Source organism: Maribacter spongiae (assembly GCF_047345125.1).
Classification (GTDB): domain Bacteria; phylum Bacteroidota; class Bacteroidia; order Flavobacteriales; family Flavobacteriaceae; genus Maribacter.
The window spans coordinates 108283-123187 of record NZ_JBLFEQ010000001.1 but is presented as its reverse complement, the minus strand read 5'-3'; the positions used below and the strand labels follow the sequence as shown (position 1 = coordinate 123187).

The 14905-nt window shown below is 39.3% G+C and carries 10 protein-coding genes; 1 reads left to right on the top strand and 9 read right to left on the bottom strand.

Annotated elements, in window-relative coordinates:
* Window positions 1-6 precede the first annotated feature (6 nt).
* From ACKWB9_RS00580 to uvrC, 3 genes are all read right to left on the bottom strand, one after another.
* Window positions 7-786, bottom strand: coding sequence for a DUF3108 domain-containing protein (locus ACKWB9_RS00580; RefSeq protein WP_414001030.1), 780 nt, complete (start codon window positions 784-786; stop codon window positions 7-9).
* A gap of 358 nt (window positions 787-1144) precedes the next feature.
* Window positions 1145-3448: a patatin-like phospholipase family protein gene (locus tag ACKWB9_RS00575; RefSeq protein WP_414001029.1), complete on the bottom strand. Its 2304-nt coding sequence runs from the start codon at window positions 3446-3448 to the stop codon at window positions 1145-1147.
* On the bottom strand, window positions 3432-5219 hold the full coding sequence (gene uvrC / locus ACKWB9_RS00570) for an excinuclease ABC subunit UvrC (protein ID WP_414001028.1): 1788 nt from the start codon (window positions 5217-5219) through the stop codon (window positions 3432-3434). The genes ACKWB9_RS00575 and uvrC overlap by 17 nt, the downstream gene beginning before the upstream one ends.
* Window positions 5220-5719: 500 nt before the next feature.
* On the opposite strand from uvrC, the gene ACKWB9_RS00565 reads away from it, so the two are divergent.
* A complete protein-coding gene (locus tag ACKWB9_RS00565) occupies window positions 5720-6301 on the top strand; it encodes a 5-formyltetrahydrofolate cyclo-ligase (protein ID WP_414001027.1) in 582 nt (193 codons plus the stop codon).
* Here ACKWB9_RS00565 and ACKWB9_RS00560 read toward each other — a convergent pair.
* The 6 genes from ACKWB9_RS00560 to recO all read right to left on the bottom strand — a co-directional run bounded on the left by ACKWB9_RS00560 (window position 6265) and on the right by recO (window position 14853).
* Window positions 6265-6936: a lipoprotein signal peptidase gene (locus tag ACKWB9_RS00560; RefSeq protein ID WP_414001026.1), complete on the bottom strand. Its 672-nt coding sequence runs from the start codon at window positions 6934-6936 to the stop codon at window positions 6265-6267. The genes ACKWB9_RS00565 and ACKWB9_RS00560 overlap by 37 nt on opposite strands.
* A gap of 32 nt (window positions 6937-6968) precedes the next feature.
* On the bottom strand, window positions 6969-7514 hold the full coding sequence (locus tag ACKWB9_RS00555) for a hypothetical protein (protein ID WP_414001025.1): 546 nt from the start codon (window positions 7512-7514) through the stop codon (window positions 6969-6971).
* Window positions 7515-7630: 116 nt separating this feature from the next.
* Window positions 7631-8014: a TraR/DksA family transcriptional regulator gene (locus ACKWB9_RS00550; RefSeq protein WP_414001024.1), complete on the bottom strand. Its 384-nt coding sequence runs from the start codon at window positions 8012-8014 to the stop codon at window positions 7631-7633.
* Between the two features lie 3 nt (window positions 8015-8017).
* Window positions 8018-11422, bottom strand: a complete 3405-nt coding sequence (gene ileS / locus ACKWB9_RS00545; RefSeq protein ID WP_414001023.1) for an isoleucine--tRNA ligase — start codon at window positions 11420-11422, stop codon at window positions 8018-8020.
* A 298-nt stretch (window positions 11423-11720) separates the two neighbouring features.
* Complete coding sequence (locus ACKWB9_RS00540) at window positions 11721-14132, bottom strand: TonB-dependent receptor (RefSeq protein ID WP_414001022.1); 2412 nt, start codon at window positions 14130-14132, stop codon at window positions 11721-11723.
* A gap of 1 nt (window position 14133) precedes the next feature.
* Window positions 14134-14853 (bottom strand): DNA repair protein RecO, encoded by a 720-nt coding sequence (gene recO, locus ACKWB9_RS00535; protein ID WP_414001021.1) that lies wholly within the window; start codon window positions 14851-14853, stop codon window positions 14134-14136.
* Window positions 14854-14905 lie beyond the last annotated feature (52 nt).

Here is a 14905-nt window from a genome sequence, read left to right as displayed (position 1 = left end):
TTAAGTCTAGTCCATTATAATCTTAAATTGATGTTTTAGACCATTATAACCATCCAAATCCGCTTTTATGGCCCCAACGGCCAAATCGGCCTTTATTCTTATGGGAATCCTATTATCATCATTGGACACCCAAAGGGACAAACTTTCCTGCTCCTTAAAAACACGTCCAGATTGTACCAATGGTCTAAATTTAAGACATTCTACCTTGCCATATTTGGTTCGGACGATCTCCTTGCCCAAATATTTAAGTTTAAAATTGAATATCCCATCATCATCGTACAACATTTTTAAGTCTATGGCCTCTCCCTCGGTCAAATCCTGAAGTTCATAATTATTCCTTAGAAAGTAAAAGGCAGAAATCAGATCTTGAATGCTGTCATGCAGCACAAAATTAAGTTTTTTCTTGTTTTTTTTATCATTAAGTACCGCTTTATCCTTTTCATGGTCAAAATTTATCTCAATATCCTTGGTATAACCACCTTCATTGATTTTACGGACAAACCTATAAGGCTTTCCATCTACCTTATCAAAATAACTTTCATAGGTATCGTCTACCTTAAAAAAGAAACTGGCAAAACCCGTAGTCTCCCCATGGCCCACAACATGATAGACCGGAATGGTATCCAATTTGGAATTTTTTACCTGCAGGGTAGCGTAACTGGCATTCAAAAAGCCATAATGTATTCTAAATTTTAACCATTCCCCAGGTTTAAAAGCCGATTCTCTCTCCTGGGCATTAAGTCCATAAAATAGCAATAAAAGAAGGAAAGGCAATGTTCTTTTCATAACAATGGTTTTATAGGTAAAATTACAAATTGTGATTGTCCAAAAATGTACCTGACCATAATTTAAACAAAATTTATTCCAAAGTATTGTATAAAAAAAAGCCCAGTTCAACAACTGGGCTTTTCCTAAATAACCAACCAAACTTTAAATTATGAAAAACCAATACTTAAAGTTGTAAGGGAACCACCCCTTACCTGAGTGTAAAGTTATAACAAGAACCATGTTCCGAAGTAGGTTTTAACTTACTTTAACGCTTTACTTAACAGTAATTAATATTTAAAGGGCATATTTGTGAATATATTAAGAAAAATAAGGAATTAAAGCTATTTTTTGAATACCAAAAAACAGCAACGATTACTCAAAACCAATATCCTACGCTTATAAAAATATTGGAATTATCGCCTTCTGGCGACCAGGAATAAATTAATTGTACCGGACCCAAAAAGGACTCCCATCCATAGCCGATACCATAACCGGAATAATTGGGGGCCGTAAACCATTCTCCCGTCCTAAAAATATCATCTTCCACATTGGCGTAGTTAGCGGAAAGTAAGAAGTGGTTCTTTTTGGCAAATTCAAAATCCAACCGCCCATAGGCCTTTACATAACTGTTTCCGGGAAGGCTCAAAAAATCATATCCGAAAAAGGGCACAAAGTTATTGATGAGATTGGTACCATAACCGCCAAGGACAAAATCAAAGGAGGTAACACTGGATGTTCCCAACTTAAAACCACCTTCCGTTTCTATATTTATGGATAGATTCTTTAAAATAGGCAAGGCCATACCCAGTCTAGCCTTGGATATTGAAAAGTCCTTGAAGTTATCATTAAAATCGGAAGATAATAGGTAATAATGAACATCCCCATCAAAAAATAGGCCTCGGGTAGGAAAGTACTTATCATCATAGGTATCCAATATCAGATTACCAAAAACGCTAAAAAAGTTGCTTTTTTCAAAAAAAGTCCTTCCCTGGGAAGAATTTAGTGCCATTGTTTCGGGCATTCCAGAAGTTTCCCCCAGTGTCCTTGTACTATACTTTAAAAATTTGTGCTCTACCCCAGTGGTAAATGCAAATTCCTCACGTACCACGGTCTGTAGGTAAATTTGATTGGTAAAGTCAGCTATATCAATATTTATTGTATTTACGGCTATTCCTGGAGGAATATCAAAGTTATTCCTAATAATGTCAAAATCTATTTCTTTTTGAAAATCATTAAACCTTGAACTTAATCCAAAACTCCAATAACTACCTTTATCGATATAATATTCAAAATTATATCTGACATTATCCCCGAGCATTAGATCAAAAGAAGCGACATCATCTTTAAAAAACAGATTTTTCCGGGTATAGTTGATAATTGCCGCACTCTTGTACAGGTCATCATAATGAGCCCCCAACCTTAATAGAGAGGTATTGGGCGTTTCGTCCAAACGCAAAATCAAGTCTTCGCCAGATCGGTTGGAGGTCAGTTTATATCTGTTCGTCTTAAAGTTTCCCGTGGCGGCCAAATTGCTAATGCCCTGTTGTAATTTTTTGAACGCTACCGGTTCTCCAAGGTCAAATCTCAGCTTTCCTTTTACGTATCCTCTGGTATGGCTATTGTTCCCTTCTATGATCAGCCTATTGATAACAACACTATCCTCTAATTTAATCCGATCCATGGTATTCCCCGCTCTCTTATATTTATGGGAAACACTTTTTAAATCTTCGAATTTTTCAAAGGCCGCTTTTTTTCCACTCCTAATGATCTCATCAATTTTATTAAAATCTATGACCGAGTAGTTTTCAATTTGAGGTTTGATATAGATATCCGTTTTGGCAGACTTCTCTACCATGTCCGCTACCGTCCTGTAATTATTGATCTGTAGCAAAATCTCCGTTGCGGATACCAATGCTTCCCTTTTGGCCAAACCATGTTGCACATCTACACCTATTATAATGTCCGCTCCCAATTCCTCTACTAGATCAATGGGATAATTGTTGACCACCCCACCGTCTATCAGCACTTTATCATCAATACTGGAAGGTTCGAACAGGGAGGGCAAGGTGCCACTGGCCATAATGGCTTCGGGCAAATAACCCGAATTGAGCACTACCTCTTTTCCTGTCTCTATATCCGTAGCCACACAAACGAACGGGATGGGCAGTTTAGAAAAATCCTCCACATCCTTTACGTGATATAATAATCGGACCAATTCATTGTAGATATTCTGACCTTCTGAATAAGCCGGAGGAATACTGACTTTAAAATTATTGAACGGCAATGTTAGGGCATAACGTTCCGAATCCTCTTTTTCATAAAAGGTTTTTGCACTTCTGGGCAGATTGTCTTGTATAAGGCTGCCAAAATCCCTTGCCCTGAACATAGAGTCCAGTTCGGTCGCGGAATAGCCCGAAGCATACAAAGCACCGATTATGGCACCCATACTGGTTCCGCCGATATAATCTATTTGTACCCCAGCTTCCTCAATGACCTTTAACGCTCCTATATGGGCCAACCCCTTTGCCCCGCCCCCGCTCAATACGAGTCCTACTTTTTTATCTTTTTCTATTTTATGACTTTGGGCGTTTACAATCAAAAAAATGCAGGTGAACAATACGGTAAAAACAACCCTAGGTCCATAAGCGGCCGTTGGTCTATATTCAATGGAACGACTCATATATTTTCTTTGCCTTTGACATACCCACTACCTGGGATAAATTATCCAATGATGCTTCTTTGATCCGTTTTGCGGATTTAAAATTTTTCAACAAATCCCTCACCGTTTTTTCTCCCACACCTTCAATTTGTTCCAATTCGGAATTAATAGCTGCTTTACTTCTTTTATTTCTGTGAAAGGTTATCCCAAATCTATGGGCTTCATTACGCAATTGCTGTATAATTTTTAGGCTTTCCGATTTTTTGTCCAAATAAAGGGGTATCGGATCCTCCGGAAAATAGATCTCTTCCAACCTTTTGGCTATTCCTACGATTGCAATCTTTCCCCTTAAGTCCAGAATATCCAGGCTTTTTAAGGCTGATGATAATTGTCCTTTGCCCCCATCTATTATGATTAACTGTGGCAATGGTTCCCCTTCTTCCAACAACCTTCTATACCTTCTAAACACAACCTCCTCCATAGATGCAAAATCGTCCGGTCCGGTAACGGTCTTTATATTAAAATGGCGATACTCTTTTTTTGAGGGTTTTCCATCTTTAAAAACAACGCAGGCCGCAACGGGGTTTGTGCCCTGAATATTACTGTTGTCAAAACATTCTATGTGGCGCGGTTCTGCAGAAAGTCTCAAATCCTTTTTCATTTGGGCCATTATCCTATTGGTATGCCGGTCAGGATCTATAATCTTAATTTGGTTAAAGCGTTCCTGTCTATAAAACTTGGCATTGCGCTCGGACAATTCCAGAATACGTTTTTTATCCCCCAGTTTTGGAATGGTTACTTTTAAGCCCTGGTCCACCATAACCTTAAACGGAAGATACAGTTCCCTAGAGGTTGAATTGAACCTTTGTCTGATTTCAAAAATGGCCAATTGCAAAAGCTCCCCATCATCTTCATCCAATTTTTTCTTTATTTCCATGGTATGTGATCGCACTATGGACCCATGGGACAATTGAAGAAAATTTACATAAGCGAAGGCATTGTCCGAAATAATGGAAAAAACATCTACATTACTGATCTTGGGATTAACTATAGTAGATTTTACCTGATAGTTTTCAAGAATATCTATTTTATCCTTTATTTGCTGCGCCTCCTCAAACTTCATTTCACCGGCCAATGACTTCATCTGTGTTTTAAAATAACTCAGAGACGACTTGAAATTTCCTTTGATTATTTCCCGGATGTCGTCAATTTGGCGTTCGTATTCCCCTAAGGTCTGCAATCCTTCGCATGGCCCCTTACAGTTCCCTAAATGATATTCCAGGCAAACTTTATATTTCCCGTCATTGATCTTGGACTCCGAAAGGTCATAGTTACAGGTCCTAAGTGGGTAAACACTTTTTATCAGGTCCAAAAGCGTCCGTACCGTTTTCATGCTTGTATATGGACCATAATACTCGGAACCGTCCTTTATGATCCGCCTGGTAGGGAAAAGCCGTGGAAAGCGTTCTTTCTTTAAACAAAGCCAAGGATAGGATTTATCATCCTTGAGCAGTACATTGTATCGCGGCCTGTATTCCTTGATCAGATTATTTTCCAACAGCAGGGCATCGGATTCAGTAGGTACCACTATATGTTTAATACGAACTATTTTCTTTACCAAAACACGTGTTTTCCCATATTCATGGTTTTTGGTAAAATAAGACGAAACCCTCTTTTTTAAATTTTTGGCCTTACCTACATAAAGAATGGTATCACTTGAATCATAAAATTGATATACCCCAGGACTGTTTGGAAGCGAACTCAATTGAACATTGATCGGAATTTGAAGCATAGCAAATGGGAATCTCTACTATTCAAAAATATAATTTAATATACGTGCTTCCCATAAAATATGCAGTACTTTTTAGATTTTTAACTTTATTCCTATAAGAATGATCTTTGTTAGACGACAAGGTTGACTTTCTTTTCCAAACCGTTATGTAATGGTTTCATAATTAGAATGTTAAAAAGTCTAAAATAAGTTATAAATTGCGTTTTAATCACAACTCATTGTCTATCAATTAATTAAGATATTATCCATTTATTATTTATTCCTATTAAAGTTAATTTTTTCTAAAAAATGTGCTTTTAATCGATGAAAGAGTGCTTTTCAAAGAAATTTAATTATTTTTTTACCTATATTTAACTCAGAATAAAAAACCCCGAATACATGGAAAGTTATATAATAACCCTAGGCACTTACTTGATCTTAATGCTATTCTTCAAAGTTTTCTTTGCCGTCGCAGCAAAAGAATAAAGTAATACTCCTTACATTATGGGCATCTTTCAACTATGTTGAAAAAAGACTTGCGCAAAAAGTACATTACTAAACGGAATTTCATTTCCCCCTCCTTACTTGTTACCCATAGCCTTTCTATAGCCAACAACCTTTTAAAACTCCCTATATGGGATTTTACCAACTATCACCTCTTTCTGTCCATTATTGAGAAAAAAGAAATTGACACTGCCTATATACTTTCGATCCTACAGGGCAAGGACAAAAATGTTATAGTCCCGAAAATTGTAGAAAATCATCTTGAGCATTATTTACTTACGGATGCTACAAAGCTAAAAAATAACGGATGGGGCGTTCCCGAACCTGTTGATGGGATTTGTATTGAAACAAGTAAAATAGACGTAGTCTTTGTCCCATTATTGGCGTTTGACAAAAAAGGGCATCGTATAGGTTATGGAAAAGGGTTTTATGACGGGTTCCTTAAAGAATGTAAAGCAGAAGTGATCAAAGTAGGGCTGTCCTTTTTTGAGGCCGAAGAAAAAATTACCGGTATTTTTTCAAACGATGTTCCCATGAATTATTGTGTAACGCCCAATAACACCTATTCTTTTGGGGCAGACTCCTTCAAATCTTCCTGAACAACGTTCGGATCGTTTTCCCCTATTTTTTTAAAGGCACGCTTATTAAAGACCAATAAAATCCCCACACCGGTACTTATTGCCGTATCCGCTACATTGAATACAGGTTCAAAAAACCGAAAATTATTTCCTCCAACAAAAGGAATCCAATCTGGCCAAGTGGTATCTACCATTGGAAAATACAGCATGTCCACTACTTTGCCATAAAAGACCTTTCCATAGGGTTCATCGGAAAAAAGTGTGGCTACTTCATTATAGCTGTCATTAAAAATAAGTCCGTAAAAAACGGAGTCCAATATATTGCCAAGGGCCCCGGCAAAAATCAATGAGACCGCAATGGTCAAAGTTTTGGAGGAGTTCTTTCGGATGACATCAAAAAGCCAATATCCTATCCCTATTATGGCAAATAATCTAAAAATGGTGAGCACCAGTTTTCCTGCCGCATCCGATATGGGAAGTACATCGCTCAATTTGGCACCCCAGGCAGCGCCTTCATTTTCTATAAAAAGAATCTTGAACCAATTGAATACGTCTACGGACTCTCCCAATTCAAAATTGGTTTTAATGTATATTTTGCTCCATTGATCAACGATCAGGATCAAAACTATGAGAACTATAGACTTCTTTAGGTTCATTATTCTTTTTTCAATGGGCAAAAATAGAAATATTATTCGGTTTTATTCAGTATGATGTTTCCGGTAACCGTATTTAACGTATATCTGTTATGGCCCTTGGGAATCGTATTCTTGTCCTGTGTACCGTATTTTGTCCTTGCATTTATCTGGGCAGCAATGGCGTTTACCAAAATATCCCCGCTCTGTGTCCTTACATTAACTTGTTGTGCGACCTCCTTTAGTTCACAGGAACCTTCGGAAAGGGCAATATTCAGCTTCTTATACTTTCCTTGTGCAAGTACTCTTGATCGCGTTCCGTAGAGTGAAACCCATTTCCATTCAGGAACCGTTATCCTTAATGCAATGGATATTACCTTATGTGCACTCAGTTTATCATTGGGGTTTTTGAAATTGGGCCTAAATCCTGCATTGACCCATACCGAATTCCCGTCCTTGACTATATTCAATTTCAAATCCTTTTTATACTCACCGTCAATTTTACCTTCAATACTAATTTCATCGGTTTTAGAACGTGTATCCAAAAACACTTCAAAACAATTGTTCGCATCTATCTTGATCGAGGTGATGTTTTTATCCAAAACCGATTTTTTTATCAATTTCTGGGAGGAAATCGATAAGGGTATCACAAACAGAATAAGGTAGAATACTGACTTTTGCACGGGTAGCATTAAAAAAACGCCCTAAGGCGTTTCATTTATTTTTGCATGTTCTTGGCTTCTATGCTCAACGTAGCATGGGGAACCAGTTTTAATCGCTCTTTATTAATAAGCTTACCGGTTACCCTGCATATGCCATAGGTTTTATTTTCTATTCGCAGCAACGCATTTTTAAGGTCCCGAATAAATTTTTCCTGTCTAATGGCCAATTGCGTGTTAGCTTCCTTGCTCATGGTCTCCGATCCTTCTTCAAAAGCCTTAAAAGTCGGGGAGGTATCGTCCGTACCATTATTTCCGTCATTCATATAGGAACTCTTAAGCAGTTCTAAATGACTTTTTGCTTTTTCTATTTTTTCGTCTATCAGCTCCTTGAACTCTGCTAAATCCTTATCGGAATATCTAATTTTTAAATCTTCTGCCATCTTTTAATGTTTTTCGATCAATAATTTTGTATTCACTTCGTCAAAGGCCACTTCGGTGCCTTTTTCCAATTTTTCTTCAAAATCCAGTTCGGCGGTCAAGGTTTCGGTCTTAATATACGCTAAATTACTCGTCACCGCTTTTTCCACAAAACCATCCTTGAGCATTTTAATGTCTATCTTATCAGTCACTTCAAACCCGGATTCCTTTCTTAGGTTTTGTATCCTATTCACCAATTCCCTGGCAATACCTTCTTTTCTTAAGTCCTCATTGATCGTAATATCCAGTGCTACGGTAAGCTTACCGGAAACGGCCACCAACCAACCTTCAATATCCTGAGAACTTATCTCTACATCCTGAAACTGTAATTTAATATTTTTATTTTCTATTTGAACGGATATTTCGCCTTCTTGTTCAATTTTTTGGATTTCTTCTTGAGAAAATGCATTTACCGCCCCTGCGATCTGCTTCATATCTTTTCCGAATTTTGGCCCCAATGTCTTAAAATTGGGTTTAATGCGTTTTACCAAAATACCGGAAGCATCGTCCAAAAGTTGTATTTCCTTTACGTTCACCTCGGATTTTATCAATTCTGAAACCGCTAAAATATCCGCTTTGTCCGTTTCATCTAAAACGGGTATCATTATCCTCTGCAAAGGTTGCCTTACTTTTATTTTTTCTTTTTGACGAATGGACAATACCAGGGATGAAATAATCTGGGCCTTGTTCATTTTGGATTCCAAGCCCTTATCTATCAAGCTTTCGTTGGAAACGGGAAAATCCGCCAAGTGAACACTTTCAAATGGATCTTTTTTGGTGGCGGCATTCAAATCCTTGTACAATTGATCCATAAAGAAAGGTGCGACGGGTGCGGACAGTTTGGCAATGGTTTCCAAACAAGTGTACAGGGTCTGGTAGGCCGAAACTTTATCCTTTTCGTAATCTCCCTTCCAAAAACGTCTTCTGCACAAACGCACGTACCAGTTGCTCAGATTCTCCTGAACATAATCTGAAATGGCCCGGGTAGCCCTTGTTGGCTCATAATCCGCATAGGCTTCATCCACTGTTTTGATCAATGAATTCAATTCCGATAAAATCCACCGATCTATTTCAGGGCGTTCCAAAACCGGAATCTCCGCTTCGCCATAATGAAAATTATCGATGTTGGCGTACAATGCAAAAAAGGAATATGTATTGTACAACGTTCCAAAGAACTTTCTTTTAACTTCAATAATACCCTCAGGATCAAACTTTAAGTTGTCCCAGGGATTGGCATTGCTGATCATATACCAACGCGTGGCATCTGCCCCGTGTTCGTTCATGGTTTCAAAAGGATCAACGGCGTTGCCCAAACGCTTGGACATCTTCTTGCCATCCTTGTCCAGTACCAATCCGTTGGAAACTACATTTTTATAGGCTACGGAGTCGAATACCATGGTCCCTATAGCATGCAGGGTGTAAAACCAGCCACGGGTCTGATCTACGCCTTCGGCGATAAAATCGGCCGGGAACGTTTCCCCGTTATCTATGAGATCGGCATTTTCAAAAGGATAATGCCATTGCGCATAGGGCATGGAACCGCTATCGAACCAAACATCTATCAAATCGCTTTCGCGTTTCATGGGTTTCCCGGAAGGGGAAATCAATATGATCTGATCAACAATGTTCTTATGCAAATCTATTTTATCGTAGTTGGTCTCGGACATATCCCCAATAACAAAATCCCCGAAAATATCCTTCTCCAAGACTCCGGCGACCATTGCTTTTTCCATTTCTGCCTTCAGTTCGGCCACGGACCCGATCATAAGCTGTTCTGTACCATCTTCCGTTCTCCAGATAGGCAAGGGTATTCCCCAATATCTGGAACGCGATAAATTCCAGTCATTCGCATTGGCCAACCAGTTGCCAAACCTACCTTCTCCCGTTGCTTTTGGTTTCCAATTAATGGTCTGGTTCAATTCGAACATCCTGTCTTTAATGTCCGTCACCTTTATAAACCAGGAATCCAAGGGGTAATACAGAATGGGCTTGTCCGTACGCCAACAGTTGGGATAACTGTGTATGTATTTCTCTACCTTAAAGGCTTTGTTTTCTTCTTTTAATTTGATGGCAATTTCAATATCTACCGATCTTTCGGGAGCTTCGCCATCTTCATAATACTCATTCTTCACATATTTGCCTCCAAACTCCTTCATTTCCGCCCTGAACTTTCCCTGAAGGTCTACCAACGGAACCGGATTGTTATTTTCATCCAAAACCAGCATGGGCGGCACTTCCGGTGAGGCTTGTTTTGCCACTAAGGCATCGTCCGCACCAAAAGTAGGGGCGGTATGTACGATTCCCGTACCATCTTCGGTAGTTACAAAATCCCCTGCTATTACCCTAAAGGCATTTTCGGGATTTTGATAGGGCTGTACGTAATCGATAAGTTGTTCATAACGGATTCCGACCAAATCGGCCCCTTTTGCTTCTGCCAATATCCGGTATGGGATTTTCTTATCGCCCGATTTGAAGTTTGTGAAATCCGCTTCATTTTCAGCTTCAAAGAATTTCCCCGAAAACTGCTTATTGACCAATGGCTTGGCCAAGATTACCTGGATCGGTTCAAAAGTGTATTGATTAAAAGTACTTACCAATACGTATTCAATTTTTGGACCAACGGTCAATGCGGTATTCGATGGAAGCGTCCAAGGGGTCGTTGTCCATGCCAAAAAATAAGTCGTTCCTCCTTCTCCTTTTTGCAGAAAATCGGGCAGGGTTTCGTCTACAGCCTTAAACTGGGCAGTAACCGTGGTATCCGTAACATCTTGATAGGTTCCCGGTTGGTTTAATTCATGGGAGCTTAATCCCGTTCCGGCTTTAGGGGAATACGGTTGAATGGTATATCCTTTATAGATCAGTCCCTTGTCATAAATCTGCTTTAACAACCACCAAACGGATTCCATGTACTTGGGCTTGTACGTTATATAGGGATTGTCCATATCTACCCAATAACCCACCTGTTCGGTCATGGCGTTCCAAACATCCGTATAACGCATGACCGCTTTTTTACAGGCCGCATTATATTCCTCTACGGATATTTTTGTTCCAATGTCCTCTTTGGTGATTCCCAATTCCTTTTCAACGCCAAGTTCAATCGGAAGGCCGTGGGTATCCCAACCTGCCTTACGTTTTACCTGATATCCCTTCATGGTCTTGTACCTGGGAAAAATATCCTTGATAGTACGGGCCATTACATGATGAATACCCGGCATTCCATTGGCAGATGGCGGTCCTTCAAAAAAGACATAGCTATCCTTGCCCTCCCTGGAGGAAATACTCTTGTCAAAAATAGCCTGTTCTTTCCAGTAGTTGAGAATCTCTTTGGCTACCTTGGGCAAATCCAATCCTTTATATTCTGCGAACTTCATATGAAATGCTTACGGTTCTGGGTTTTACGGCTGCAAAATTATAAAATTTAGATTTAACCATAGGTTATTAAAATCAATGAAATGCACTTAAAAATACTACCAAGGGAAATATATACATTACTTGTGTCCATAATGTAATCATCTCCTTAAACAACGTGATATAAACACTGGACCAATATAGGGTTCATACGTTTTATCCGCTCAAAACTATCTTTATGGTTTAATCTTCTCCCTAAGGGCAATAAAACGAAATAGGGCAGCCGGGGGGTTTATTAAAGCTAGACAATATAATTCGTATTTAAAACTGATACCCAAACCCTATGACAAGGTTGCTCCCGGGGGCAGCAATTCCAGAAGAATACGTGCGGTATCTTTGATCGGTAATATTCTCCAGGCCTAAAGAGGTTTTTAATCTATTGGAAAATTCATATTGCGTCCTAAGGTTTAACGTATACCATGATGGTGAATAGGGGTTTCCATTGGCATCCGGTGTATAGATGTAGGGCTTGGAACGTTCCGAAACGGCCAGATCGTCAAAGGAAATTTTTCCATTATAGTTCAAAAAGAAATCCATTTTCAACCTTTGGTTTTTCCAGATAATATGGGCATCCGCAAAAGTAGGTGCCACATGTCTGGCCGGTGTATCCGTCCCATCTATTTCTTCCTCGGTTCCTTCCGTAAGTGTTAGATTGGAGGAAAACGACCAATGATCATCAAAAAAAACATCGAGCCCAAATTCTAGACCATATACATAGGCCCTAGCCGCATTTTGAATGGCCTGAACATTACTAAGTTCCCCACGATATACAATCTGGGACATTCCATTGATTTCAAAATCCCTGCGCACCAAGGCATCCACTAAATAGGTATAGTACGCGGCCCCTTTTAAGACCACTTTGTCCTTAAAGTTTTTTCGCACCCCCATTTCTACGTTGTATGCATATTCAGGTTCCAAATTGGCATTCGGCACTACGACCGAACCCGGTTCGGAATCAAAAATTTTACCTACATCATCAATATTCGGTGCTCTAAAACCTGTAGATCCATTAAAGGTAACCTGCAGGTCTTTCTTTGGAAACCAACTGAACCCTAAGCTACCTGTAAGGGCCCCGGTACTTAAATCCGCTGTTTCAAAAGGAAAATCATAGAACGTTCTGTCGAGCATGGCACCTATCCATACATGACTATAGCGCAGACCGGACAATATCGTAAAATTGGGTTTTGCTTTATATTCCCCATTAAAATACCCAGCCAGACTTTTCCATGTAGCACCATCTGGGTAACGGGATGGGGCATCGGATTTTTGTACTGTTTCAATATTGATATTTGCACCGTCCGAATACACTTTATTAAAGATATACTCCGTACCATAATACAATCTTAATTTCCCTATGCCCTTATTTTCAAAATCCACATTAAGATTTATGGCATCTACTTTTTCCTCCGTAGTGTTCAACTCTATTTCCCCAAAATTCCTGCTATTCCTACTTTCTTGAAAATATTGATAGGCCGATGTAATCTTTACGCGATCATAAAATTTGCCGTTCCCCTTTTTATTGATCTGCAGATTTGCCATAAGCCATTTTTGGGGACCGTAAAACCATTCTGCCGAACGAAGTCCGTCACCATCATCGGAAGGGCGAATCAATCGGTCGTACCTGTCATAATCCGATGTTTCCGAGTAATACAGTCCTAACTTGGCATTCCAATCAACATTAGGCTTGAACAATATCTTCTGCATAAAATTCACCTGATCATATCCTGTAGCAACCTGTTTTTTAGGGTTTTCATTGGCAATGAGTACATCCTCGCCGTTGGATCGGGCCGCAAATGAATTTCTTAGATACGAATCGGGGCCGTGTGTTCCCATCTTCAAATCCTGAAAACTGTTATATGTAAAACTTGTTAACGACGCCCAATGCCGATTTCCAAGATTGATAGCTGCGTGGAACGTGTTCTCATTATTTGCCGAGGCATATCTATAATTGGCATTGCCCAATATCTGAATGCTATCATTCTGGGAAAGTAAGGGTGACTTTGTATAAAAGTTCATTACCCCACCAATAGCGTCACTACCATAAATGACCGATCCAGGGCCAAAAATGACCTCCGTATTTCGAATGGTAAAGGGGTCTATAGAAATAATATTCTGAATGTTCCCACCTCTAAAAATGGCGTTGTTCATTCTTATTCCGTCTACGGAAAGCACCAGCCTATTTGTTGCAAAACCCCTAATTATAGGGCTTCCTCCTCCTAACTGGCTCTTTTGCACAAACACCTTTCCACTCTGTTGCAATACATCCGCCGAAGTTTGGGGGGTGGCAAAGGCAATGGATCGTGCATCAATGGAAACTATCTTATTGGGAATATCCTTTTTCTGTTGCTCCCATTTGGAAACGGACATCACCACCTCATCCAACTCTTCCGGCCTCAGTATCAAAAAGACTTTTTGGCCTTGCTTACGGATTTGGGATTTGGTCATTTTTTTGACTTCGTAACTGATATGCTTAAAATTCAAGCGTTCATTATCGGTAAATTGAGCTATATCAAAAATTCCATCAAAATCAGTCAGGGCTATTTTGGATTTGTCCTTGTTAAAAATGGCCACATTGGTAACGGGCTCTCGTGTGTCCACATCAAGAACCTGTACTTTTTGAGACCATATGACCGATGCAAAAAGCAGTAAACAAATGAAAACTATTTTATGCATACTAACTAAAAACTTCATTTAAAACGGCAAGCGACCTAGGTTTTCTGAACCCTTGCAAATGTAATTCAAAATAGACCACAAGGGATTTCAACAACTCCTGACGGTTGGTTTTTTTCATCTTTATCCGATGTATTGCATCAAAATTTGTGCCTAAAAAAGATTTAAAGTACAGCAGGTTTTCACCGGCAATCATTGGATTAAGAGAAGGTGCGTTGGTAAACTCCCCTTCCAAAAGGTCAAAAAAACCAGCTTCCATTTGATCGGTATCAGGATAAAACCCCAGATACCTGGTCAAGGAAAGCAGAAAATAGAGATGGAAATTGGCAATCTCATTATGGGTGTCCAACCACTGTAAGGTTGCCTCTAAAAATTGATATAAGGCAGGATTGGCCTCTTCTTCATGAACGCTGTTCCCCAACATTTCGGCCAAAAAAAGAATCATCGCATTTTTAGTAATATCCGTATGTAAAGTCTGGTAATGATAATGGACCTTGGCCTCACGGATACTTTCCAGAGTCCCTTTATTACGATGGTTCGCTACAAGTTCCAACTGGGACAGGGGCAGAAAATAAGCCGATTTTAATCTCCCCTTTTTAGAAGTCAAAATTCCCTTGATCAAATATGACTTTAGACCGTCCGAAGCTGTAAATGCCCTTACAATAAGACTGGTATCTCCATATTTTATCGAGGAAAGGACTATGGCCTTGGTGGTTATTTGCATCTGAAATGTTGGGTTTGGGCAAAGATAAAGGTTACAAAAGTTTTCAATAGGC

Bases quoted from the DNA above. Each gene is read 5' to 3' on its own strand.
- ACKWB9_RS00540 (WP_414001022.1), bottom strand. From the start codon at position 14,132: ATGCATAAAATAGTTTTCATTTGTTTACTGCTTTTTGCATCGGTCATA.
- ACKWB9_RS00565 (WP_414001027.1), top strand. From the start codon at position 5,720: ATGTTGAAAAAAGACTTGCGCAAAAAGTACATTACTAAACGGAATTTC.
- ACKWB9_RS00550 (WP_414001024.1), bottom strand. From the start codon at position 8,014: ATGGCAGAAGATTTAAAAATTAGATATTCCGATAAGGATTTAGCAGAG.
- uvrC (WP_414001028.1), bottom strand. From the start codon at position 5,219: ATGCTTCAAATTCCGATCAATGTTCAATTGAGTTCGCTTCCAAACAGT.
- ACKWB9_RS00575 (WP_414001029.1), bottom strand. From the start codon at position 3,448: ATGAGTCGTTCCATTGAATATAGACCAACGGCCGCTTATGGACCTAGG.
- ACKWB9_RS00560 (WP_414001026.1), bottom strand. From the start codon at position 6,936: ATGAACCTAAAGAAGTCTATAGTTCTCATAGTTTTGATCCTGATCGTT.
- ACKWB9_RS00580 (WP_414001030.1), bottom strand. From the start codon at position 786: ATGAAAAGAACATTGCCTTTCCTTCTTTTATTGCTATTTTATGGACTT.
- recO (WP_414001021.1), bottom strand. From the start codon at position 14,853: ATGCAAATAACCACCAAGGCCATAGTCCTTTCCTCGATAAAATATGGA.
- ileS (WP_414001023.1), bottom strand. From the start codon at position 11,422: ATGAAGTTCGCAGAATATAAAGGATTGGATTTGCCCAAGGTAGCCAAA.